The sequence below is a fragment of the Mesorhizobium sp. WSM4887 genome (genome assembly GCF_029625865.1).
GTDB lineage: Bacteria > Pseudomonadota > Alphaproteobacteria > Rhizobiales > Rhizobiaceae > Mesorhizobium.
Genome location: NZ_JARTVP010000001.1, coordinates 852,595 through 876,797, shown reverse-complemented (window position 1 = coordinate 876,797; position 24,203 = coordinate 852,595). Strand labels below are relative to the sequence as shown.

The following is a 24,203-nucleotide window of genomic DNA, read 5'->3' as shown; positions in this document are numbered from 1 at the left end:
TCTCTACATCCGAGCTCCGATGACGCCGAGCCAGGCATAGCCGCGATAAAGCGTTCTGAAACGGAAGGTTGCGCCGGTCCGTTTCGACTCCGAGTCAAGGACGTCGCGCAGCGAGGCGCGCGGCGTGACATGGAATTTCCGCAGCCAGCCGCGCAGCAAGGCCCGGAACCAGTTTGGCAGACCTTCCTGCTGGCCGAAATCGACGACATGCAGCGAGCCGCCGGGTGCGAGCGCGGCAAGCGCGGCCGACACGGTCTTCTCCCAGCCGGGGATCATCGACAACGAATAGGATATGAAGACACGGTCGAAGCGCTCGATGCCGAAGAGCGCCGCCGGATCGAAATCCGTGGCGTCGCCGCGCGCCAGTTCGACCCTGTCGGAGAGACCTTCGCGAGCGATAGCCGCGTTTGCCGTCTCCAGCATCTCGGCCGAGATATCCAAACCGAAGAAGCGGGCGTCTGGATAGCGCCGGGCGGCAAGAACGATGTTGCGGCCGGTACCGCAGCCGAGCTCGAGCACGGTGCCGCCTTGCGGCACGTCGAGCCCCGCTATCAGCCGGTCGCGGCCGAGCAGGTAGTATTTGCGGGTAATGTCGTAGATATGGCGCTGCCAGCGATAGACGCCATCCATCAGATCGGCATGGCGGACCGGCAGCTCCGTCGTGCTCATGCGGCGCGCTTCACATAGAGATGGAAGCCGCCATAGATCGCCGAGCGATCCCTGGCCGAGAATTCGCGCGAGGCCTCGGCTTCGTAGCGCCACTGGTCGAGCAGGGAACTGGAGACGCGGCCCGGCAGCAGGCTGGGCTCGGCCGCGGTGCGGAAGATCACGCGCGCGCCAACCGAGGCCGTGCGGGTGATCTCGGTCCACAGATCGTTGAGCAGGTCGTCGGTCATCCAGTCCTGGGCATCGAGCAGGACGAAGCGATCGACCGAGCCCGCATCCTTGCCGGCGAGGAATTTGATCAAGTTGGCATGATGGATGGCGACGCGTTCGGTGTTGGCGCGGATCGTCCTGTAGTTGCGCTGTTCCAAATAGGCGGGCAGGGCTGCCTCGCCGGGCTGCGGATAGCGGCGGGCAAAGGCCTGCCAGGCGAAATAGTTGTTCTTCAGCGGGAAATCGCAGGCGAGCTTCTCCAGCCGCGCCTTCAAGACGCTCGCCATCGAACCGTCGCCGGACGTGATCAGCGAGTCGTACTGTGCCGGCGGGATACCCAGACCGAAAAGCGAGGCCTTGCGCGATGTCGCCCAGCGTAGCAGCTTTTTGTCGAAGACCGGCGCCAGCTCCTCGTTAAAGAAACGGCGCTGCTCGCCGATGTTCTCGGCCTTCATGATGCCGGCCGGATCGACACCGAACAGTTTTGCCACACGATGGCCCATGGCGATGAAGAGGCCAAGCAGGCCGGTCTGGTAGAAGTTGCGGTCGAAAACCGCGATGCGGCGGCGGCCGCGCCAGTTCCTGCGCTCCCAGTAGTGACGGCTGACCGGGTCGAGATGCGGCGCGATGAAGCGGTCGTAAGCTTCCGAGTTGTGGCTGGTATCGGCTGCGCCGAAGAAGCGGAACAGATCGCCCTGCGAGGGCAGATGGCGCACCGCCTCCAGCTTCATGCGGTTCAGCGCGATGTGCGCGGCGTTGAGGTCGACGGCGTCGATCCGGGCCGGCGAGCGGGTGAGGTAAGCCAGAATGTTGCAGCCGCCCGACGCGATTGTGACGACGCGATGGCCGGCGCCAAGCTGCATGGCGTCCATGTCGACATCCGGGTCTTCCCAGATCTGGGGATAGACGAGGCCGGAAAACAGGAAGGCGAAAAGCCGCTCGGAAATGCCGTCCTTCGACAGGGCGCGGTTCTGGTAGACGGCCTTTCCAACTTCCTTGCCGCGTCGAAAAACGAGTTCTCCCGATACATCCGACATGGCAAGCTGATTCCCCGTTTGCATTGGCGCAAGCGGGTAGCGCAGCGTTGTGACAGGCGGGTGACAGGCTGCTGACGCTGAGTCTTAGGCCTTGCCGAATCCGCCGGGCGTCGGCGTGACGACGATGACGGCCTCGCCGGCGTCGAGCGTGGTCTGGTCGCAGGCCTTCAGCACCTCGATCGAGCCGTCGTTGCGTCTGACCTTGGTCGAGCCGGCCTCGCCGTCGCCGCCGCCGTTCAGACCCTGCGGCGGGCGGTTGCGGTGTGAGGAGAGGATGGCGCATTCCATTTTTTCGAGGAAGCGGATCGTGCGTTTGGTGCCGTTGCCGGCGTTCCATTTGCCCTTGCCGCCGGAACCGTCGCGGATGTGGAAGTCTTCCAGCACGACCGGGAAGCGCAGTTCCAGCACTTCGGGATCGGTAAGTCGCGAATTGGTCATATGCGTGTGGACGCCGGAGGTGCCGGCAAAGCCGCGGCCCGAATTCATTTGGCCGGCCGGCGAGCCGGAGCAGATCGTCTCATAATATTGGTATTGCCGGTTGCCGAAGGTGAGATTGTTCATTGTGCCTTGCGCGTTGGCCATCGCGCCCATGGCGCCGAACAGCGCGTTGGTGACATGCTGCGAGGTCTCGACATTGCCGGCGACGACGGCGGCAGGGTAGGAGGGTTTGAGCATGCAACCGTCGGGGATGACGATGTTGATCGGCCTGAGACATCCGGCGTTCATCGGGATCATGTCCTCGACCATGACGCGGAAGACATAGAGCACAGCGGCTCGCGCCACCGGCTCCGGCGCATTGAAATTGTTCTTCATGACCTTCGAGGTGCCGGTGAAATCGACCGTCGCGTCGCGCCTTTGCCGATCGACGGTGATCTTCACTTTGATCACCTGGCCGGTGTCGGTGGCATACTCGTAGTCGGAACTGTCGGGCAGCCTTTCCAGCACGCGGCGCACGCTCTCGGCGGCATTGTCCTGAACATGGCCCATATAGGCCTCGACGACAGCGAGGCCAAAATGCGCGACCATCTTGCGCAACTCCGCCACGCCCTTTTCGTTGGCGGCGATCTGCGCCTTGAGGTCGGCGATGTTCTGGGCGGGATTGCGGGCAGGATAGGGATGGTCGGTGAGGAGCGCCTCGAGCTCCTCCTCGCGGAAGCGGCCGCGATCGACGATGCGGAAATTGTCGAACAGCACGCCTTCCTCGTCGACGGTTGTGGCCAAAGGCGTCATCGAGCCCGGCGCGGTGCCGCCGACATCGGCATGGTGGCCGCGCGAGGCCGTCCAGAAGAGGATTTCCTTGCGTGCGTCGTCGAACACCGGCGTCACCACGGTGATGTCGGGCAGATGCGTGCCGCCATTGTAGGGCGCGTTGAGAGCAAAAACGTCGCCGGGATGGATATCACCCGAATTCAGGCGGATGACGGTTTCGACCGAGCGGTCCATGGACCCCAGATGCACCGGCATGTGCGGCGCGTTGGCGACCAGCGCGCCATGGCGGTCGAACACGGCGCAGGAAAAATCGAGCCGCTCCTTGATGTTGACGGAATAGGCGGTGTTCTGCAGCGTGACGCCCATCTGCTCGGCGATCGACATGAAAAGGTTGTTGAAGACCTCGAGCATCACCGGATCGGCTTCGGTGCCGAGCGCCGCCTGCCGCGCCTTTTTCTCTATACGCCGCAGCAGCACGTGGTTCCTGGCCGTGATCTCGGCCTGCCAGCCCGGCTCGACGACGATGGTCTGGTTCGGCTCGATGACGAGCGCGGGGCCTGCCACCTTGTGACCGGGCTTCAAATCCTCGCGCCGGAAGATGCCGGCATCGCGCCAGGCTCCGTCGGCGAAGAATTGCCGGGACTGCCAGGGGCTTGCCACCTGGTCTTCGAGCCCTGATTCACTTTCGTCGCGGCCGGCGGTCCCGACATCGCTGCCTTCGACGCCGACTGCCTCGACGATCATCGGCTTGTCTTCGTAGACGAAGCCGAATTGCGCCTTGTGCGCGGCCTCGAAATCGCTCCTGGCGCGAAAAATCGAGCCGTGCTCGAAGTTGACCGGCAAAGTTGTGTCGGTGCCGTCATAACGGATCTGCAGGACCGGCTTTGAGGCGATGGCGTCTTGCGCAATGCCTTGCACTGCAAGCTCGGCGATGACGCCCTGGTGCAAGGTCGCAATCAGGTCCTCGATCGAGGAGCGGGACTCTTCGGCGAGCGGCTTCAGCAACGCCTGCTGGCGCGAGGCGAAAACCGTCGACAGCCCGATGCCGTAAGCCGAAAGCAAGCCGGAGAAGGGGTGGATAAGCACCGCTTCCATGCCGAGCGCATCGGCGACGAGGCAGGCATGCTGGCCGCCGGCGCCACCGAAACAGTTCAAGAGATATTCAGTGACATCGTAGCCGCGCTGCACCGAAATCTTCTTGATGGCGTTGGCCATGTTCTCGACGGCGATGGTGACGAAACCCTCGGCCACCGCTTCGGGCGAGCGTCCATCGCCGATCTCGGCGGCTAAAGCCGCGAATTTTTCGCGCACGGCGGCGATGTCGAGCGGCTGGTCTTGACCGGGGCCGAAGATCGCCGGGAAGACGTCGGGCTGCAGCTTACCGAGCATGACATTGGCGTCGGTGACGGCGAGCGGGCCGCCGCGTCGATAAGCGGCCGGGCCGGGATTGGCGCCGGCGGAGTCCGGGCCGACGCGGAAGCGACCGGCCTCGTAATGCAGGATCGAGCCACCGCCGGCCGCGACCGTATGAATACGCATCATCGGCGCGCGGATGCGAACGCCGGCGACTTCAGTGTCGAAGGCGCGCTCGTATTCGCCGTCATAATGGGCGACGTCGGTCGAGGTGCCGCCCATGTCGAAGCCGACGACCTTGTCGAAGCCGGCGAGCTTCGCCGTCTCGACCATGCCGACGACGCCGCCGGCCGGGCCGGAAAGCAGCGCATCCTTGCCCTGGAACATGTCGGCGGCGGTCAACCCGCCCGATGACATCATGAACATCAGCCGCGGGCCGGCGCCCAATTCTCCCGCCACCCTTTGCACGTAGCGTGACAGGATCGGCGACAGATAGGCGTCAACCACCGTGGTGTCGCCACGACCGACCAGCTTGATGAGCGGCGAGACCTCGTGGCTGACCGATATCTGGCTGAAGCCGATCTTGCGACAGACTTTCGCGACTGCCTTTTCATGGTCGGGATATTTCCAGGCGTGCATCAAGACGATGGCTACCGCGTCGATGCCGTCGGCCTTGGCCTGCTCAATGGCCGGGCGGCAGGCGGCGATGTCGAGCAGGCGCTCGACGGACCCGTCCACGCGCACGCGCTCGTCGATCTCTACCACCCGCTCGTACAGCTGTTCGGGCAGGATGATCTCCTTGGCGAAAATATCCGGCCGCGCCTGATAGGCGATGCGCAGCGCGTCGCGAAAACCCCTGGTGATGAGCAGCAGCACGCGGTCGCCCTTGCGCTCCAGCAGCGCGTTGGTAGCGACAGTGGTGCCCATTTTTATGTCGCCGATGCGCTCCGCGGGGATGGCGGCGCCGGTTTTCAGTCCAAGCAGTTCGCGGATGCCCTGGATAGCGGCATCGGCATAGGCCTCAGGGTTCTCCGACAAAAGCTTCCGGGGATGCAGTCGGCCTTGCGGATCGCGGCCGATGATGTCGGTGAAGGTCCCGCCCCGGTCGATCCAGAAATCCCATTTGTTGGCTGCGGCGTCCTGCATGCTGCTTATCCGTTATCTGCGACAACCCGTTCTGTTAGTTCGCCGTTTTGGCCCCGGCAACCATGCGCCCTGGTGTTACACATGGAAACGCAACGTTACGAAACCCAGGTCTGATTTCTGCATTTCTTCTGCGACGTTCACCGAAACGTGAGCGTTTGCTGAAGGAGAGATACCATGAAGAAGCTTATTCTGGCGTCTGTTTCGGCGCTCGCCCTGCTGGGGGTCGCGGCTTGCAGCGACAGCAGCACCGACAACACCACCACGCAGAGCACCAACCCGCCGGCCAACGAACAGCCAATGAAGCCGGCCACCCCTGACCCTTCGAAGCCTGCTGAACCGGCTCCGGCAACACCTCCTGCTGCGCCCGCGCAGTAGAAGTTCATCCACTGAATCAGGAAGGCCGGCCCCTGTGCCGGCCTTCCTTTTTGGCGGGACTGTCCTCAAAGTCGATCGACCTGCGGCATCGTCCCGGCTTGATAGCGGTGCCCGGTTCGCACTAAGAAGCCGCATGTCGATTTGGGACCGCCTCGGCGACTTCATCGCTCGTGTTTCGTCGTCGGCGTCCTCGGGCGTCGGCGATGTCGTCGAGGCCGTGCGGACCGTGTACTCGGGCGACCCGGATCTACGCCGGCGCGTGGCCTTCTCGGTGGCGATGATCGCGCTTTCGGCCAAGATGGCGAAGGCCGACGGCATCGTCACCCAGGACGAGGTGCGCGCCTTCCAGGAAATCTTTGAGGTGCCGCCGAGCGAAACGCGCAATGTGGCGCGCCTCTATGACCTCGCCAAGCGCGATGTTGCCGGATTTGAAATCTACGCCCAGCGCATGTCGCAGCTTTGCGGTTCCGGTCATGCGAATTGCAAGATGCTGGAAGACATACTCGACGGGCTGTTCCACATCGCCAAGGCGGATGGCCTGGTTCACGAGAGGGAAGGGCAATTCCTGCATCGCATCGCCGAGATTTTTCAGATCGATGAGGCGCATTACCAGGCGATCCTGGCGCGCCACGTCAATCTGGGCACCGCCGATCCCTATGTGGTTCTCGGCGTCGAACGCGGGAAGCCATTCGAGGAGGTCAGGAAGCGTTATCGCAAGCTGATCTCCGACAACCATCCCGACCGGCTGATCGCGCGCGGCCTGCCGCAGGAATTCATCAAGATCGCCACGACAAGGGTCGCTGCGATCAATGCCGCCTATGAGATGATCGAACGGGGCCTCAGGCACGTATGAGCGGTTTCTTGCCCGACCAGCCGGGTGCCGAGGTCAGGCTATCGCCGAATTTCGGTCCGCGACGCGAGACGCTCAGGCCCGACATGATCGTGCTGCACTATACCGGCATGCCGACGGGGCCTGGGGCCGAGGCCTGGCTGTGCGATCCGGCAAGCGAGGTATCCTCGCACTATCTTGTGCATGAGGACGGCCGCATCGTGCAAATGGTGCGCGAAAGCGACCGCGCCTGGCATGCCGGCAAGAGTTCATGGTTCGGGTGCACCGACATCAACTCCTGCTCTGTCGGCATCGAGATCGTCAACCCCGGGCATTCGCTGGGCTACAAAACCTTCCCGAAGCGGCAGATCAAGGCCGTGATCGATTTGTGCGTGGGGATCGCTGACCGGCATTCCATTCCACCGCAAAGGGTGCTTGCGCATTCCGATGTGGCGCCGGGACGCAAGGTCGACCCGGGCGAGAAGTTTCCCTGGAAGGCGCTCTTTGCGGCCGGCGTCGGTCATCTCGTTCCCGCGGCCCCGATCAAGATGGGCGCGGCGCTGAGGGCGGGCGACGCAGGTGCTGACGTGGAAGCCCTGCAGTCGATGCTGGCGCTGTACGGCTACAGCGCCGAGATATCGGGTGTCTTCGACCGCCAGACGGAAATCGTGGTGGCGGCGTTTCAGCGGCATTTCCGACGGCGGCTCGTCGACGGCGTGGCGGACGGTTCGACGATCAGCACGCTCCAAAGGCTTTTGGCTGCGATAAAGGCAGCCTCTTCCAAATAGCCTGCCAAGCTGGCTAAATTACAATTTGTCATACAAAGTGAATTGCCTCGCCTTTATTGGCGCCAATTCGGTCTCCAAACGCATCTCCCGCAAGTTGTCGGGCATCTATCCCTCCAAGATGCTCCGGTGTTGGATTGGCCCCGCCGCGTGAAATTCTTCGCGCGGTTCTAACAGAACAGGAATACATGCAAAGATTGACCGTTGTAGCGGCAGCCGTTGCTGCCGGAGTGATGACTTTTGCCTTCAGCCCAGCGAACAGCGCCCCCCTGAGCCTCCGGGCGGCGGACAATGGGTTTGCTGCGACCGCCTCAAAGCCCAAGGCTGCGCCAAGCGCCAAGACTTCGACGACCAAGAGAGCTGCCCCGGCGAAGGTGCAGAAAGCCGCCGCAGCGCGGTCCGCGAAATCAAGAGTCAAACGCTACGCAAAGCGCAGCAGGCAAACCATCGACCTGACCGCGACAGCTTCCATCCGTCCTGAAAAGCCCGCCTTGTCTTCTTCGGCAACTGGCGACGGCCAATATTCGGCGATCATCGCCCGCTATGCGGCAAGCTACGGCGTGCCGGTGTCGCTGGCCAAGGCCGTCATCACGATCGAGAGCAACTTCCGGCCCAACATGGTCGGCGGCGCCGGCGAGATCGGCCTGATGCAGATCAAGCCGGCGACGGCCCGGATGATGGGCTATACCGGTTCGGTCAAGGGACTGTTCGATCCCGACACCAACATCAAATACGGCATGAAGTACCTCGCCATGGCGCAGGGGCTAGGTGGCGGCACCACCTGCGGTACCATCCTCAAATACAATGCCGGCCATGGGGCGACGCGGATGAATCCGATTTCGGCCGCCTATTGCAGCAAGGTGAAGGTGCAGATGGCAGCGCTCGGTTCGCCTGTCTAAGCGGGACAGTTGCCTTTTTTGTTGCGTTTTCAGGCGCGAATCCCTTTATACGCCCTTGTCAGCTGGCCGGGCGGCCGCGCCCGCAAGAGCCGAAAGGCTGCGGGTGAGGAAAGTCCGGGCTCCATGGAGACACGGTGCCGGCTAACGGCCGGCGGGGGAGACCCCAGGGAAAGTGCCACAGAAAGCAAACCGCCGCGGCATTTGCCGCGGCAAGGGTGAAAGGGTGGGGTAAGAGCCCACCGCGCGACTGGCAACAGAAGCGGCACGGCAAACCCCACCGGGAGCAAGACCGAATAGGGGCGGTGCGAAGGGAAACCTTCGAGGGCTGTTTCCGGCCCACCGCCCGGGTAGGTTGCGTGAGGCGCATGGCGACATGCGCCCAAGATGAATGGCCGCCACGTTCCCGCGCCGCAAGGCGTGGGGGCCATACAGAACCCGGCTTACAGGCCAGCTGGCATTTTCCTCCACAGCGCTCCGAGCCGCTCAGCCGCCAAGCCGGTCCAAAGACGCCTCGATTGCCTGCCAGAGCTCTTCCACCGGCTCGCAGCCGACGGCCAGCCGCACGAAGCCGGGCGGCACGGCATCGCCGCGCTTCGATCGCCGCTCGGCCGATGTATGGACGCCACCAAACGAGGTCGCCGATTCAATCAGCGCGCAGTTGTTGATGAAATCCTCGGCCTTCTCTTCCGAAGCCAGTTCGAACGAGATGAGAAAGCCGAAGCGCTCCATCTGGGCACGCGCCAGATTGTGCGAGGGGTCGCCCTCAAGGCCTGGAAAGCGCAAGCCGCTCACGGCGCGATGCCCCTTGAGCCGGCGGGCGATCGTTTCCGCCGAGGAGCACATGCGATCGTACCGCACCTCAAGTGTTTCAAGGCCGCGATGCACGAGCCAGGCCTCGAACGGCCCGGGAATGCCGCCGGCGGTTTCTCGCCAGTCCCTGACCTTGGCGATAATATCCGGATCGCGGCTGGCGACATGGCCGAACAGCACATCCGAGTGACCGTTGATCGCCTTGGTGTCGGCCGAGACCACGATGTCGGCGCCAAGGTCGAGCGGGCGCTGGCCGAAGGGCGTCATCGTCGTGTTGTCGACGATGAGGAGCGCACCTTGTTCGTGGGCGGTCTTGGCGACGGCGGCGATGTCGCAGGTATCCAGCCTTGGGTTCGAGGGGGTTTCGACGAAGACCAGCCGGTAGCCGGCGAAGCCGCCGTCGAGCATGCTCGATGTCGGCCTCACGTCATAGGCGATGCCGAGCGGTTTCAGAAAACGCTCCGCCAGAGCCCGCGTCGTGTGGTAGCCGTCCGAGGGCAAGAGGATGCGGTCGCCAGATTTGACCAGCGCAAAGAACGTTGCCGAAATCGCCGCCATGCCCGACGGAAAGGCGACGCACTGCGCATCTTCGAGATGACCAAGCGCATGCTCGACCGCGTGCCATGTCGGATTGCTGAAGCGGCCGTATTGATCGAAGCCCGTCGCGTCGCCCGGCGAATGAAAGATCGAGGCCATTGTCAGCGGCAAAGGGATGGGATCGCCCTTGGCTAGATCGCCGCTGCGCAGATGGGCAAGTGTCGCGGCGCGTGACTTCGCGGTTTCGGACATTGGGCGCATTCCTTCGCTGAACTGACGTCCGAACGCTAGGCGTGGCGGCCCCTCGCGGCAAGCCGCGTCCTTTTGGGCCAGAGCCTTCTAAACGCTTCGTTAGGCTTAATGGACGATAAAGACGAGACGTGCCGCGAGCCTGCGCTTTCAGGTTGTGGCATGCGTGTTTGTGATGCCTCTTCCCGTTGACGCCCACATTACCCCATGATATCCCATTCCCATCAAGCTTTCGTTCCGCGTCAGGGTGAAGCGTACGCCAATCGGGCAGTCGCGGCGGCTGCGCGTTTGCCGGTTTTCACCTTGGTGAATGAAGCGATTTGTCGCGAGGCGATGCGCGGCGGCGCGGAGAAAAACATGGGCAGGGGTGCGGCGGCGACAGCGGCTGTAAGGCGTAGTGGACCGATTTCTGTCAAACGCAGTAAACAGGATCGATGCGAAGGGGCGGGTATCCGTTCCGGCGCATTTCCGTTCGGTCGTGCAGAAACGTGGCTATGCGGAACTCTATGCGCTACGCTGCCTCGACCTTCCGGCGATGGACGTCGGCGGGCTCGATCTGCTCGACCGCTACGAGCAGCGGATCGCGCTGGAAGATCCCTTCCTGCAGACGGCGGACGATATGTCCTTCTTCTGCCATGGCGACGGGACGTTCCTGAAACTCGACCAGGACGGCCGCATCACGATGACCGATTTCATCCGCGAGCACACGGGCATCTCGAACGAGGTGGCCTTTGTCGGCCGCGGCAATTTCTTCCAGATCTGGGAGCCGGGCCGGCTTGCCGCCTATGGGGCGCAGGCTCGAGCCAGGCTTTTGCAGCTTCGGCAGGGGACGAAGCCCGGGGAGCGACCGGAATGATGACTGGCCACGGCGATGATCCTCACGCCGTTGGCGGACTGGTCCGTCACATTCCGGTCCTCCTTGCCGAAGTGCTGGAGGCGCTTGAACCCAAGGCGGGCGAGACGATCGTCGACGGCACGTTCGGCGCCGGCGGATACACCACCGCCATCCTCGAGCGCGGCGCCTCGGTCGTGGCCATCGACCGTGATCCGGATGCGATCGCCGCGGGCAAGGCTCTGGAACAGCAGGCCGGCGGCAGGCTGAAGCTCGTTCAGGAGCCGTTCTCGACCCTGGACAAGCATGTCGAAAGCGCCGACGGCGTCGTGCTCGACATCGGCGTCTCGTCGATGCAGCTCGACCAGGCCGGGCGCGGCTTTTCCTTTCGCGCCGACGGACCGCTCGACATGCGCATGGCGCAGGCTGGCCTGAGCGCCGCCGACGTCGTGAACACCTTCAAGGCGGGCGACCTTGCCCGCATCTTCGGCTTTCTCGGCGAAGAGCGGCATGCCGGCCGCATCGCCCGCATGATCGAGGCCCGGCGCGAGAAGCGGCCCTTCGAGCGCACGCTCGATCTTGCCGACGCCATCGCCACCCATGTCGGCCGCGCGCCGAAGGACAAGATCCATCCCGCCACCCGCGTCTTTCAGGCGCTGCGCATCTTCGTCAATGACGAGCTCGGCGAGTTGGCGAGCGCGCTGTTCGCCGCCGAGCGGGTGCTGAAGCCGGGCGGCAGGCTCGCCGTCGTGACCTTTCATTCGCTGGAGGATCGCATCGTCAAGCGCTTCATCGCCGATCGCGCCGATGCGGCCAGCGGATCGCGTCATATGCCGGACGCGCCGGCGCGGCTGGCGACCTTCCGCAAATCCGGCGGCGGGGTGACGCCGGGAGAGGCCGAGATCGCCGGCAATCCGCGGGCGCGCTCGGCGAGGCTGCGCGCGGCAATCCGCACCGGCGCGCCTGCGCGCGCCGGCGACTTTTCGATTTTCGGCCTTCCAAAGCTTCCCGCCGTCGAGCGGCCGGGGGAGAGGTAAGCACGTGTTTCGCACCAGCGATATAGTCCTGATCGCCGTCATGGTCTCGGCGGCGGCATTGACCTACAAGACCAAGCGCGAGGCCGAGGACCAGCTGGCGGCGGTGCAGAAGCTGCAGGCGCAGATCCGCTACGAGGAAGACACAATCGATCTTCTCAAGGCGGACTGGAGCCTGCTCACCCAGCCGGCGCGGCTGCAGAAGCTTGCCGAAATCTACAAGTCGCAGCTCGGGCTCGAGCCGCTCAACGCCCACCAAATCGGCGGGCTCGACGACGTGCCGATGAAGCCGCTCAATATCGAGGACCTGTCGTCGCAGCCGCTTGGCGGCATGGCCGACAATTCGGGCAAAGGGCCGTCGGACGGCAAGGATCCGGTGGTGACCGGGAGCACCGTGCAATGATCAGCAGGCTTCCAGGGATCGGCAACCTGCTGAAGCGCCGAAGCAAGGCAGCTGAGGACGGCTCGATCGTCGTCGACGCCGCCCGCAAGGCAACCGGCGGCAAGGCCAAGACCCGCATCGTCATGACGATGGCGGTGTTCTTCACCATCTATTCGACGATTGCCGGCCGTCTGGTCTATCTCGGCCTGCAGAATCCGGACAATTCGGGTGGTCCGCAGAGCCGCGTCACTGCATCGCGGCCGGACATCGTCGACCGCAACGGCGAGGTGCTGGCGACCGACATCAAGACGGCGTCGCTGTTCGCCGAGCCGCGCCGTATCGTCGACGCCGACGAGGCGATCGAGAAGCTCTCGACCGTGCTTCCCGAGATTGACTACGAGCAGACTTATCACAAGCTGAAGAGCGGCGCCGGCTTCGTCTGGCTGCAGCGGCAGCTGACGCCGAAGCAGCAGGCCGACATCATGGCGCTTGGCATCCCGGGTCTCGGTTTCCGCACCGAAAAGCGCCGCTTCTATCCGAGCGGCGAAACGTCATCCTACATTGTCGGGCTCACCAACATCGACAATCAGGGCATCTCCGGTATGGAGAAGTACATCGATGACCAGGGCCTGACCGATCTGCAGGCGTCAGGACTGGCGGTGGCCAGGGATCTGAAGCCGGTGAAGCTGTCGATAGACCTGCGCGTCCAGCATGTGGTGCGCGACGAGGTGGCGACCGGCATGGAGCGGTTCCACGCGATCGCGGCCGGCGCGGTGGTCCTCAATATCAAGACCGGCGAAGTCCTGGCCATGGCCTCGGTGCCGGATTTTGACCCCAACAATCCCTACAATGCTCAGGAAAAGGACCGGCTGAACCGTATGTCGGCAGGGCTCTACGAGATGGGCTCGACCTTCAAGAGCTTCACCACCGGCATGGCGCTCGATTCCGGCAAGGTGACGCTGGAGAGTCGCTTCGATGCGTCGCGCCCGATCAGGATCGGCCGCCAGACCATCCATGACTTCCACAGCAAAGGCCGTGTGCTTTCGGTGCCCGAAGTGTTCATCTATTCGTCCAACATCGGCTCGGCCAAAGAAGCCGAGGCTGTCGGCATCGAAGGGCATCGCGAGTTCCTGCATCGGCTAGGCGTGCTCGAAAAGATGCAGACGGAGTTGCCGGAAGTGGCGCGCCCGACCGAACCGAAAGTATGGAAGCAGGTCAATTCGATCACCATCGCCTTCGGCCATGGCGTCTCGACGACGCCCCTGCAGACTGCCGTCGGCTGCGCCGCATTGATGAGTGGCTATTTGATCGAGCCGACTTTTCTGCCGCGCACGGCCGAGCAGGCGATGGAGGTGGCCAAAAGGGTGGTCAAGGACACAACGGTGGAAGGGATGCGCTATCTCTACGCACTCAACGCCGAGAAAGGCTCGGGCAAGAGCGCCAGGGTTCCGGGTTACCGCGTCGGCGGCAAGACGGGCACGGCGGAAAAGGTCGTCAACGGTCGTTACTCGAAAGAGAAGAATTTCAACGCCTTCGTCGCCGCCTTTCCGATGGACGATCCGCAATATATCGTGCTGACCATCGCCGATGAGCCGAAGCCGGAAAAGCCCGGCATGGGCGCCACCGCCGCCTCGAATGCCGGTATCATGGCAGGCAACATCATCAGGCGTGCGGCTTCGATGCTTGGCGTGAAGCCAGATTTCAGCCATGAAAATGGTGCAACGCTGGTTTCCTATCAGTGATTCTTGGGGCGCGCCGGCAACTGCGCGCTATTTTGTTGCGGTGAACGGGACTCAATGTATCTGAAAAATCTAGCCGGTATCCTGCCTGTCGAGGGAACAGCTTCCCCCGATCTGGAGGTTACCGGTCTCTCCTCCGATTCCCGCCAGGTAAGACCGGGCGTCGTTTTTTTCGCGCTCGCCGGCAGCAAGGCTGATGGCTCGACCTATGCCGCCGATGCCGCCGGCCGCGGCGCTGCCGCAATCGTGGCGGCCAAAGGCAATACAATCTCCGGTCTGTCGATCCCGGTTCTTGCCGTCGATGATCCCCGTCTGGCATTGGCGCTGAGCGCAGCGCGCTTCTTCGGCAAGCAGCCTCGGACGATGGTCGCCGTAACCGGGACCAGCGGCAAGACATCGGTTGCCGCGTTCACCCGCCAGATCTGGGAGCAGGCAGGTTTTGCCGCCGCTTCGATCGGCACGACCGGCGTGGTGGCGCCGGGCCGCAACGAATATGGCTCATTGACTACGCCCGATCCGGTCGCGCTGCACGAGTTGCTCAAGGAACTGACGGAGGCAGGGGTAACGCACGCCTCGATGGAGGCTTCCAGCCATGGTCTCGACCAGCGTCGGCTCGACGGCGTCAAACTGGCCGCCGGCGGCTTTACCAATCTCGGCCGCGACCACATGGATTACCATCCGACGGTCGAGGATTATCATCGTGCCAAGCTGCGTCTGTTCGACACGCTGCTGCCGAAGGGGGCGCCGGCCGTGATCTTCGCCGACGATCCCTGGTCGCAGCCGACGGTTCATGCCGCGCGGGCAGCGGGCCTCAATGTTCTGACCGTCGGCCGCCACGGCGAATTCCTGACGCTGAAGCGCGTCGAGCATGAGCGGCGGCGCCAGCGTGCCGAGGTGGAGGCCGATGGTGTGCTTCACGAGATCGACCTGCCGTTGGCAGGTGATTTCCAGATCGCCAACGCGCTGGTTTCGGCCGGCCTCGCCATCTCGACTGGAACATCCGTTGATAAGGCATTGGCCGCATTGGAGAAACTTAAAGGTGCGCCGGGCCGCCTCGACCTTGTGGGCACGACGGCCGCCGGCGCTCCGGTCTATGTCGACTACGCGCACAAGCCCGACGCGTTGGAAAATGTCCTGACCTCGGTTCGTCCGTTCACCACGGGCCGGGTCGTTGTCGTCTTCGGCTGTGGCGGCGACCGCGATCGCGGCAAGCGGCCGATCATGGGCGAGATCGCGACCCGGCTCGCCGATGTCGTCATCGTCACCGACGATAATCCGCGCACGGAAATCCCCGAAACCATCCGCGCGGCAATCCTTGCCGCGGCGCCCGGCGCCATCGAGATCGGCGACCGCCGCAAAGCGATCCACGAGGCCGTCGCCATGCTCCATGCAGGCGATACGCTGATCGTCGCCGGCAAGGGGCATGAGGAAGGCCAGACGATCGGCACCGAAACCTTCCACTTTTCCGATCATGAGGAAGTGCGCGAGGCGCTCCAGGAGCGCGCCGCATGAGCTTGCTGTGGACGTCGCAAGCGCTTGTCGAGGCCATGGGCGGCAGGCCGATCGGCTCGCTGCCGGAAGGCATCACCGGCATTTCGATCGACAGCCGCAGCCTCGAGCCGGGCAACGCCTTCTTCGCCATCAAGGGCGAGACGATGGACGGCCACGATTTCGCAACCGCTGCAGTGAAGGCGGGCGCTGCCGTGCTGGTGGTGGCCGAGGGCAAGCTGCCGTCCCTTGGCCGGCTGACGGCGCCGATGATCGTCGTGCAGGATGTGCTTGCGGCGCTGGAAAAGCTCGGCATTGCGGCGCGCGCTCGCTCACGGGCCAAGATCATCGCGGTGACCGGCTCTGCGGGCAAGACGACCACAAAGGAAGCGCTGCGCCATGTGCTGTCGGCGGTCGGCAAGGTGCACGCCTCGGCGCAGTCGTTTAACAATCACTGGGGCGTGCCACTTACCTTGGCGCGCATGCCCGCAGACTGCGACTACGCGATCTTCGAGATCGGCATGAATCATCCGGGCGAGATAAGGCCGCTGGTCAAGATGGTGAGGCCGCATGTCGCGATCGTCACGCTGATCGCGGCCGCCCATCTCGGCTTCTTCAAGAATCTCGACGAGATCGCCATGGCCAAGGCCGAGATTTTCGAGGGCATAGAGGCCGGCGGCGCCGCGCTGCTCAATCGCGACGATCCGCGTTGGAAGCTGCTCGGGAAAGTGGCCAAGGATGCAGGTGTCGAGCATGTCTTCGGCTTCGGCGAGAACGCCCGCTCGGCCTTTCGTCTTGTTGGCTGCGACCTTTATGCCGATCACTCCGATATCGCGGTCAAGATCGGCAAGAGGGACGTGACGGCCCGTGTGGGGGCGCCCGGCCGCCACATCGTGCAGAATGTGCTGGCGGTGCTTGGCGCCGCGCAACTGGTCGACGCCGATCTCGACAAGGTCGCGGCGGCGCTCGCCGATCTTTCGGCCGAGCGCGGGCGCGGCCGACGCCACATTTTGCGTCATCCGAGCGGTCCGATCACGCTGATCGACGAGAGCTACAATGCCAACCCGGCGTCGATGGCGGCAGCCATGGCGCTGCTCAACGCCACGCCGGTATCGGGCGAGGGCAGGCGCATCGCCGTGCTTGGCGACATGCTGGAACTCGGCAGCCATTCGGCGAAGCTCCACGCGGCCCTTGCCGAACTTATTGTCGGCACAGAAACGCGCAACGTCTTTCTCGGCGGCCCGGAGATGCGGGCACTGGCCGAGGTTTTGCCTTCGGATGTCGAAACCGAGTACCGGCCAGGAGCCGAAGAGCTGAAGCCCGTCGTCATGTCGGCGATCAGGCCGGGCGACGTGGTGATGGTCAAGTCGTCGAAAGGCATCGGCTTTTCAAAGCTGGTCGAGGCATTGCTCGGCAAATTTCCGGCGGAAGCCGCAACCATTGAACCGACCTGAGGTCGGGATCCGGGGGACCGATGCTCACTTTACTCGTTGATTTCGCGGACAAGATCTCGGCCTTCAATGTCTTCCGCTACATCACCTTTCGCACCGGCGGTGCGCTGATCACTTCGGCGCTGATCGTCTTCATATTCGGACCGACCATCATCAATTCGCTGCGGCTTCGCCAGGGCAAGGGCCAGCCGATCCGCGCCGACGGACCGCAGACGCATTTCAAGAAGGCCGGAACGCCGACGATGGGCGGGCTGATGATCCTGTCCGGCATCATCGGCTCCTCGCTTCTGTGGGCAAACCTCTCCAGCATCTATGTCTGGGTGGTGCTTTTGGTCACCGTCGGCTTCGGCTCGATCGGTTTCTACGACGACTATCTCAAGGTGACGAAACAGTCGCATCTGGGCTTCTCCGGCAAGGCGCGGCTGGCGATCGAATTCGTTGTCGCCGGCATCGCGGCCTGGGTGATCATGCACAATGGCCAGGCGCCGTTCTCGTCGTCGCTGACCTTCCCGTTCGCCAAGGAATTCCTGATCCATCTCGGCTGGTTCTTCGTGCCGTTCTCCTGCTTCGTGATCGTCGGCGCCGGCAATGCGGTGAACCTGACCGACGGTCTGGACGGGCTGGCGATCGTGCCGATCATGATCGCTGCGGCGTCGTTCGGCGTCATCGCCTATCTTTCCGGCAACGCGGTGTTCGCCGAGTATCTGCAGATCCATTTCGTTCCCGGCACCGGCGAACTGGCGGTCGTGCTGGGCGCCGTCATCGGCGCCGGCCTCGGCTTCCTGTGGTTCAACGCACCGCCGGCCGCAATCTTCATGGGCGACACCGGCTCGCTTGCCATGGGCGGCCTGATCGGCACCATCGCTGTCGCCACCAAGCACGAGATCGTGCTGGTCATTGTAGGCGGCCTGTTCGTGGTGGAGATCCTGTCGGTCATCATCCAGGTCGGCTATTTCAAGATGACCGGCAAGCGCGTCTTCCTGATGGCACCGATCCATCACCATTTCGAAAAGCTCGGCTGGACCGAAAGCCAGGTGGTGATCCGCTTCTGGATCATCGCCGTCATCCTGGCGCTGGTCGGCCTCTCCACCCTCAAGCTCAGATAGGATGCCCGCTTGATCGCCGCCGCTTCATTTGCAGGCAAACGCGTTTCGCTCTTCGGGCTCGGCGGGTCGGGGATTGCCACCGCGCATGCGCTGATCGCCGGCGGCGCCGAGATCCTCGCCTGGGACGACAATCCGGACAGCGTCGCCAAGGCAGCAGCCGCCGGGATCGCGACCGGCGACCTGCGCGGCGCCGACTGGTCGCGCTTTGCGGCCTTCGTCCTGTCGCCCGGTGTGCCGCTCACGCATCCGAAGCCGCACTGGACGGTGGAACTGGCGCGCGGCGCCGGCGTCGAGGTGATCGGCGATATCGAGCTGTTCTGCCGCGAGCGCATCCAGCGCGCGCCGGCCGCACCCTTCGTCGCGATCACCGGCACCAACGGCAAATCGACGACCACAGCGATGACGGCGCACATCCTGAAGTCGGCCGGACGCGACACCCAGATGGGCGGCAATATCGGCCGCGCCATCATGACGCTCGATCCGCCCGAGGCCGAACGGCACTATGTGGTGGAGTGCTCTTCCTACCAGATCGATCTCGCGCCCTCGATCAATCCGACCGCCGGCATCCTGCTCAATCTGACGCCCGACCATCTCGACCGCCACGGCACCATGGCCCATTACGCCTCGATCAAGGAAAGGCTGGTCGCCGGCAGCGACACCGCGATCATCGGCGTCGACGATTCCTGGTGCGCCCAGATCGCCGACCGGCTGGAGCGGGCAGGCCGGCAAGTGATCCGCATTTCCAAGCGCCTGCCGCTGACCGACGGCTATTTCGCTGACGGCACGAATCTGATGGAAGCCGTGCACGGTCGCTACAGCCGCATCGCATTCCTGGAAGGCATCGGCTCGCTGCGCGGCCAGCATAATGCGCAGAACGCGCTCGCCGCCGTGGCCGCCTGCCTCAGGGTCGGGCTGGAACTCGGCGAGATCCAGGCGGGGCTGGAAAGCTTCCCGGGGCTGGCGCACCGCATGGAGCAGGTGGGCCGCAAGGATCATGTGCTGTTCGTCAACGATTCCAAGGCGACCAATGCCGATGCGGCGGCTCCCGCGCTGTCGAGCTTCAACCGCATCTATTGGATCGCAGGCGGCCTGCCCAAGGAAGGCGGGATAGAGCCGCTGCGCGGTTTCTTCCCACGCATCGCCAAGGCCTATCTGATCGGCGAGGCCGCTCCCGCTTTCGCCGCCACGCTCGGCGAGGCGGTGACTTACGAAATTTCCGGAACGTTGGTGGCCGCGGTCGAGCACGCCGCCCATGACGCCGCGGGCGACACCGGCGGCGAGGCCGTCGTCCTGCTTTCGCCGGCCTGCGCCAGTTTCGACCAGTTCAAGAATTTCGAGGTTCGCGGCGAAGCCTTCAGGCAAGCTGCGACTGCTATTGATGGGGTGAAACCCATCGGAGGGCCACGTTGATGCAAAGCCGTCTCGACAAAAGTCCGGTCGCAACCTGGTGGTGGACGATCGATCGCTGGTTCCTGGCGGCATTCCTGTCGCTGATGGGGCTCGGCATCGTCTTGTCCTTCGCCGCAAGCCCGGCGGTCGCCGAGCGCATCGGTCTCGACAGCTTCCACTTCGCCACAAGACAGATCATCTTCACCATCCCGGCGCTCGTCGTGATGCTCGCGGTTTCCTTCCTGCAAGCGCGACAAATAAGGCGCATGTCGCTGGCGATGATCTGCATCATGCTGGTGCTGATGGTGGCGGTTCTCTATATCGGCGTCGAGGTGAAGGGCGCGCGGCGCTGGGTATCGCTCGCCGGGCTCTCGATCCAGCCGTCCGAGTTCCTGAAGCCGGCCTTTGTCATCATTTGCGCCTGGCTGTTTGCCGAGCACAAGCGCCAGCCAGACATTCCCGGCAATCTGTTCGCCATGCTGCTGCTGGCCTTGGTGATCTCGCTGCTGATCGCGCAGCCGGATCTCGGCCAGACCATGCTGGTGCTGGGCACCTGGGGCGTGATGTTCTTCATGGCCGGCCTGCCGTGGTTCTGGATCGTCGCGCTGGGGGCTGCCGGCGTCGGCGGCGTGTTCGCGGCCTATACAGTGTTTCCGCATGTGGCCGCCCGCATTGACAAGTTCCTCACCGGCGAAGGCGACACTTTCCAGGTCGACATGGGCCGCGAGGCGCTGATCAATGGCGGCTGGTTCGGCGTCGGCCCAGGCGAGGGCACGGTGAAGCGGGTCATCCCCGACAGCCACGCCGACTTCGTGTTTTCGGTCGCGGGCGAGGAGTTCGGGCTGATCATGTGCTTCTTCATCATGTCGATTTTCGCTTTCATCGTGCTGCGCGGATTGAGCATCGCGCTCAAGGAGCATGACGACTTCACCCGTTACGCCGTCGGCGGGCTCGTCACCATTTTCGGCTTGCAGTCGGCCATCAACATGTGCGTGAACCTACAGTTGATGCCGGCCAAGGGCATGACGCTGCCCTTCATTTCCTACGGCGGCTCCTCGCAGATCGCGATTGCCGTCTCGATGGGCATGGTGCTGGCGCTGACGCGCAGGCATCCCGAAAAGCGCAAGCAGATTGGCTACGCCTTCTCGCAGCGCGCCATGCCGGCGGAATGAGGCGGGATGTCGAGGGGTGTCATCCTGCTGGCGGCCGGCGGAACGGGCGGACATCTGTTCCCAGCCGAGGCGCTTGCGCATGAGCTGATCGAGCGGGGCTGGGAGGTGCATCTTGCCACCGACCGCCGCGCGGAGCGCTACTCCGGCCACTTTCCCGCCGCCGCGATCCACTCCATCCGCTCGGCGACTTTGGGTTCGAAGAATCCCTTCGCCGTGCTCGCGTCCTTCTGGACGATCTGGCAAGGCGTGCGGCAAGCGGGGCGTGTCATCGCCAGGATCAAGCCCGACGCCGTCGTCGGCTTCGGCGGCTATCCGACATTGCCGCCGCTCTATGCGGCGACACGGCGCAAGGTGCCGACGCTGATCCATGAGCAGAACGCCGTCATGGGACGTGCCAACAAGGCGCTGTCGAGCCGGGTCGATGCGATTGCCGGCGGGTTCCTGCCGGAGGGGGAAAGCGCGGCCGGCGCCAAGACGGTGACCACGGGCAATCCTGTGAGGCCGCAGATACTTGAAGCGGCGAAATCGCCTTATGTCGCGTCGGATGCCAGCGAGCCGTTCCGCTTCCTGGTCTTCGGCGGCAGCCAGGGTGCGCAGTTCTTTTCCGATGCTGTGCCGGCGGCGATAGCGCTTTTGCCCGAAGCGCAGCGCAAGCGGCTGGCGATCACCCAGCAAGCGCGCGCGGAAGACGTGGCGCGAGTGAAGACCGCCTATGCCGATCTCGGCGTCGACGCGCAGGTCTCGCCCTTCTTCACCGATATGGCGGCGCGCATGGCGGCCGCACATCTGGTGATGTCGCGGTCCGGTGCCTCGACCGTATCGGAGATCGCGGTCATCGGCCGCCCGGCGCTGCTGGTGCCTTACCCGCATGCGCTCGATCACGACCAGGCGGCGAATGCCGCGGCACTTGCCGCCGCCGGTGGGGCCGAGGTCCATCAGCAATCGACGCTCTCGGCCGAGCGGATCGCCGCGCTGGTCGGCGGGCTGATGGAGGATCCCGGCCGGCTGACCGCAATGGCTGCGGCTGCCCGCTCGGCCGGAAAACCCGACGCGGCGCGGTTGCTCGCCGATCTGACAGAGGCTATTGCGTCCGGCAAAACGGTTTCCGACTACAGGAGGACGCGCGCATGAAGATGCCGCAGACGATCGGCCTCGTGCATTTCATCGGCATCGGCGGCATCGGCATGAGCGGCATTGCCGAGGTGCTGCACAATCTCGGCTACAAGGTGCAGGGCTCCGACCAGGCGGACGGCGCCAATGTGCAGCGGCTGCGCGACAGGGGCATCGAATGCTTCGTCGGCCACAAGGCCGAGAACATCGGCGAGGCCGAGGTGGTCGTGGTGTCGACCGCCATCAAGAAATCCAACCCCGAGCTCAAGGCGGCGCGCGAGAAACTGCTGCCGGTCGTGCGCCGCGCCGAGATGCTGGCCGAGCTGATGCGCTTCCGCCAGGCGGTCGCCATCGGCGGCACGCATGGCAAGACGACGACCACCTCCATGGTCGCGACGCTGCTCGAAGCCGGCGGGCTCGATCCGACCGTCATCAATGGCGGGATCATCAACGCGTATGGTACCAATGCCCGCATGGGTGACGGCGAGTGGATGGTGGTCGAGGCCGACGAGAGCGACGGTACCTTCCTCAAGCTGCCGGCCGACATCGCCGTCGTCACCAACATCGACCCCGAGCATCTCGACCACTATGGCAGCTTCGACAAGGTGCGCGAGGCCTTCCGCCAGTTCGTCGAGAACGTTCCGTTCTACGGTTTCGGCGTGATGTGCACCGACCATCCGGAGGTGCAGGCGCTGGTCGGCAGCATCGAGGATCGGCGCGTCATCACCTATGGCGAGAATGCCCAGGCCGACGTGCGCTTCGCCAATCATCGCATGGACGGAGCTACATCCGAGTTCGACGTGGTGATCCGCGACCGCAAGGGACCGGGCACGACGACGATCACAGGTCTGCGACTGCCCATGCCCGGCCGCCATAATGTCTCCAACGCGACGGCGGCGATCGCGGTCGCGCACGAGCTCGGTCTGTCCGCCGAAGCCATCAAGAAAGGCCTGTCATCCTTCGCCGGCGTCAAGCGGCGTTTCACGCACACCGGTTCCTGGAACGGCGTCGAGGTCTTCGACGATTACGGCCACCACCCGGTGGAGATCGCGGCGGTGCTCAAGGCCGCGCGCGGGGCCACAAAGGGCCGCGTCATCGCGATCGCGCAACCGCACCGCTTCAGCCGGCTGCACGACCTGTTCAATGAGTTTTCCGTCTGCTTCAACGATGCCGACACGGTCATGGTGGCGCCCGTTTACGCGGCCGGCGAGGAACCGATCGAGGGCGTGACCTCGGACGCGCTGGTGTCGCGCATCCGTGCCGGCGGCCATCGCGACGCGCGCTATATCGAAGGCCCGACGGCGGTCGCGCCGGCCGTCCGCGAACTTGCCAAGCCCGGCGACTTCGTCATCTTCCTTGGCGCCGGCAACATCACGCAATGGGCCTATGCGCTGCCCAAGGAACTCGGTGGGGGCCCCTCATGATGCGCGGCCAGGACCTGATCGACAAGCTCGGCGACAAGCTTGCCGGCCTGCGCGGCCGCGTCACGCCCAATGCCGAGATGGACAAGATCACCTGGTTCCGTGCCGGTGGGCTGGCGGAAGCGCTGTTCCAGCCGGCCGACGAGGAGGACCTCGCGGCCTTCCTGCGCGCGGTGCCGGAGGAAATCCCGATTACGGTCGTCGGCGTCGGCTCAAACCTTCTGGTGCGCGACGGCGGCATCCCCGGTTTTGTGGTGAGGCTCTCCGCCAAGGGCTTCGGCGAGGCCGAAGTCACCGGATCGACCACCATTAAGGCTGGCGCGGCAACGCCGGACAAGCGTCTGGCCGCCGTGGCTTATGAAGCCGGCATCGGCGGGTTCCATTTCTATCACGGCATTCCGGGCGCTGTCGGCGGGGCGCTGAGGATGAACGCTGGCGCCAATGGCGTCGAGACGCGCGAGCGCATGGTCGAGGTGCAGGCGCTCGATCGCGCAGGCAATGTCCATACGCTGAGCAATGCGGATATGGGCTATGCCTACCGCCATTCGTCGGCGCCTGGCGGGTTGATCTTTACCTCCGCCATCTTCGAGGGCATCCCGCAAGACAAGGTTGCGATTAAGGCGGCGATGGATGCCGTGCAGAACCATCGCGAGACGGTGCAGCCGATCCGCGAGAAGACCGGCGGTTCGACCTTCAAGAACCCGGAAGGCTCGTCGGCGTGGAGAGAGATCGACAAGGCCGGCTGCCGCGGGCTGATGATCGGCGGCGCGCAGATGTCTCCCATGCACTGCAACTTCATGATCAACACCGGCACGGCGACCGGCTACGATCTCGAATATCTCGGCGAGACGGTGCGCGCGCGGGTGCTGGAAAATTCGGGCATCCGCCTGCATTGGGAGATCAAGCGGCTGGGCAACTTCCGGCCGGGTCACGCGGTGCAGGAGTTCCTGGGCCAGCTTCTTTAGCTCGCTGCG

20 protein-coding genes and 1 other RNA gene are annotated in these 24,203 nt (G+C 64.2%); 17 read left to right on the top strand and 4 right to left on the bottom strand.

All coding sequences use genetic code 11. The features are described from left to right. Window positions 1–3: 3 nt before the first annotated feature. From P9230_RS04225 to P9230_RS04215, 3 genes are all read right to left on the bottom strand, one after another. A complete protein-coding gene (locus tag P9230_RS04225) occupies window positions 4–669 on the bottom strand; it encodes a class I SAM-dependent methyltransferase (protein WP_127245808.1) in 666 nt (221 codons plus the stop codon). Continuing rightward, window positions 666–1,913 (bottom strand): DUF3419 family protein, encoded by a 1,248-nt coding sequence (locus tag P9230_RS04220; protein WP_067329013.1) that lies wholly within the window; start codon window positions 1,911–1,913, stop codon window positions 666–668. The genes P9230_RS04225 and P9230_RS04220 overlap by 4 nt, the downstream gene beginning before the upstream one ends. Before the next feature lie 84 nt (window positions 1,914–1,997). Next, window positions 1,998–5,621: a hydantoinase B/oxoprolinase family protein gene (locus P9230_RS04215; protein ID WP_278117554.1), complete on the bottom strand. Its 3,624-nt coding sequence runs from the start codon at window positions 5,619–5,621 to the stop codon at window positions 1,998–2,000. 174 nt (window positions 5,622–5,795) lie between these two features. Here P9230_RS04215 and P9230_RS04210 point away from each other — a divergent pair, with 174 nt between their 5' ends. From P9230_RS04210 to rnpB, 5 genes are all read left to right on the top strand, one after another. Further along, window positions 5,796–5,996 (top strand): hypothetical protein, encoded by a 201-nt coding sequence (locus P9230_RS04210; protein ID WP_082954075.1) that lies wholly within the window; start codon window positions 5,796–5,798, stop codon window positions 5,994–5,996. Window positions 5,997–6,129: 133 nt separating this feature from the next. Then, on the top strand, window positions 6,130–6,849 hold the full coding sequence (locus P9230_RS04205) for a DnaJ family molecular chaperone (protein WP_278117553.1): 720 nt from the start codon (window positions 6,130–6,132) through the stop codon (window positions 6,847–6,849). After that, window positions 6,846–7,613, top strand: coding sequence for an N-acetylmuramoyl-L-alanine amidase (locus tag P9230_RS04200; RefSeq protein WP_278117551.1), 768 nt, complete (start codon window positions 6,846–6,848; stop codon window positions 7,611–7,613). Before P9230_RS04205 ends, P9230_RS04200 begins: the two co-directional genes overlap by 4 nt. A 185-nt stretch (window positions 7,614–7,798) precedes the next feature. Continuing rightward, the gene (locus P9230_RS04195) at window positions 7,799–8,509 is read left to right on the top strand and encodes a transglycosylase SLT domain-containing protein (RefSeq protein ID WP_095802411.1); all 711 of its coding nucleotides are present in this window, start codon (window positions 7,799–7,801) and stop codon (window positions 8,507–8,509) included. Between the two features lie 58 nt (window positions 8,510–8,567). After that, window positions 8,568–8,968: RNase P RNA component class A (gene rnpB, locus P9230_RS04190), an RNA gene on the top strand. 24 nt (window positions 8,969–8,992) lie between these two features. On the opposite strand, the gene P9230_RS04185 is transcribed toward rnpB, so the two are convergent. Continuing rightward, entirely contained in the window at window positions 8,993–10,108 is a 1,116-nt protein-coding gene (locus P9230_RS04185) for a cystathionine gamma-lyase (protein WP_278117548.1), read from the bottom strand. 394 nt (window positions 10,109–10,502) lie between these two features. Between P9230_RS04185 and mraZ the strand changes: the two genes are divergently transcribed. Genes mraZ through murB form a run of 12 tightly spaced genes read left to right on the top strand, consistent with a single transcriptional unit; the run spans window position 10,503 to window position 24,194 of the window. Next, window positions 10,503–10,961 (top strand): division/cell wall cluster transcriptional repressor MraZ, encoded by a 459-nt coding sequence (mraZ, locus tag P9230_RS04180; protein WP_095783823.1) that lies wholly within the window; start codon window positions 10,503–10,505, stop codon window positions 10,959–10,961. Beyond that, window positions 10,958–11,974 carry a 16S rRNA (cytosine(1402)-N(4))-methyltransferase RsmH gene (gene rsmH / locus P9230_RS04175; RefSeq protein ID WP_095779050.1) on the top strand — a complete coding sequence of 339 codons (1,017 nt, stop codon included), beginning with the start codon at window positions 10,958–10,960 and terminating at the stop codon, window positions 11,972–11,974. The genes mraZ and rsmH overlap by 4 nt, the downstream gene beginning before the upstream one ends. A 4-nt stretch (window positions 11,975–11,978) precedes the next feature. Continuing rightward, on the top strand, window positions 11,979–12,374 hold the full coding sequence (locus P9230_RS04170) for a hypothetical protein (protein ID WP_066990723.1): 396 nt from the start codon (window positions 11,979–11,981) through the stop codon (window positions 12,372–12,374). Beyond that, entirely contained in the window at window positions 12,371–14,095 is a 1,725-nt protein-coding gene (locus P9230_RS04165) for a penicillin-binding protein 2 (protein WP_066990727.1), read from the top strand. The genes P9230_RS04170 and P9230_RS04165 overlap by 4 nt, the downstream gene beginning before the upstream one ends. Before the next feature lie 54 nt (window positions 14,096–14,149). After that, window positions 14,150–15,604, top strand: a complete 1,455-nt coding sequence (locus tag P9230_RS04160) for a UDP-N-acetylmuramoyl-L-alanyl-D-glutamate--2,6-diaminopimelate ligase (protein ID WP_095802414.1) — start codon at window positions 14,150–14,152, stop codon at window positions 15,602–15,604. Next, window positions 15,601–17,034, top strand: coding sequence for a UDP-N-acetylmuramoylalanyl-D-glutamyl-2,6-diaminopimelate--D-alanyl-D-alanine ligase (locus tag P9230_RS04155; protein ID WP_278117546.1), 1,434 nt, complete (start codon window positions 15,601–15,603; stop codon window positions 17,032–17,034). The genes P9230_RS04160 and P9230_RS04155 overlap by 4 nt, the downstream gene beginning before the upstream one ends. A gap of 20 nt (window positions 17,035–17,054) precedes the next feature. After that, window positions 17,055–18,137 carry a phospho-N-acetylmuramoyl-pentapeptide-transferase gene (gene mraY, locus P9230_RS04150; RefSeq protein WP_095802416.1) on the top strand — a complete coding sequence of 361 codons (1,083 nt, stop codon included), beginning with the start codon at window positions 17,055–17,057 and terminating at the stop codon, window positions 18,135–18,137. A 9-nt stretch (window positions 18,138–18,146) separates the two neighbouring features. After that, window positions 18,147–19,547, top strand: a complete 1,401-nt coding sequence (gene murD / locus P9230_RS04145; protein WP_278117544.1) for a UDP-N-acetylmuramoyl-L-alanine--D-glutamate ligase — start codon at window positions 18,147–18,149, stop codon at window positions 19,545–19,547. Beyond that, window positions 19,547–20,698 carry a putative lipid II flippase FtsW gene (gene ftsW / locus P9230_RS04140; protein ID WP_278117542.1) on the top strand — a complete coding sequence of 384 codons (1,152 nt, stop codon included), beginning with the start codon at window positions 19,547–19,549 and terminating at the stop codon, window positions 20,696–20,698. Before murD ends, ftsW begins: the two co-directional genes overlap by 1 nt. Window positions 20,699–20,704: 6 nt before the next feature. After that, window positions 20,705–21,829, top strand: a complete 1,125-nt coding sequence (gene murG / locus P9230_RS04135; protein WP_278117540.1) for an undecaprenyldiphospho-muramoylpentapeptide beta-N-acetylglucosaminyltransferase — start codon at window positions 20,705–20,707, stop codon at window positions 21,827–21,829. Next, window positions 21,826–23,232 carry a UDP-N-acetylmuramate--L-alanine ligase gene (gene murC, locus P9230_RS04130; protein WP_278117538.1) on the top strand — a complete coding sequence of 469 codons (1,407 nt, stop codon included), beginning with the start codon at window positions 21,826–21,828 and terminating at the stop codon, window positions 23,230–23,232. The genes murG and murC overlap by 4 nt, the downstream gene beginning before the upstream one ends. Then, window positions 23,229–24,194 carry a UDP-N-acetylmuramate dehydrogenase gene (murB, locus tag P9230_RS04125; RefSeq protein ID WP_127217036.1) on the top strand — a complete coding sequence of 322 codons (966 nt, stop codon included), beginning with the start codon at window positions 23,229–23,231 and terminating at the stop codon, window positions 24,192–24,194. The genes murC and murB overlap by 4 nt, the downstream gene beginning before the upstream one ends. Window positions 24,195–24,203: the final 9 nt, after the last annotated feature.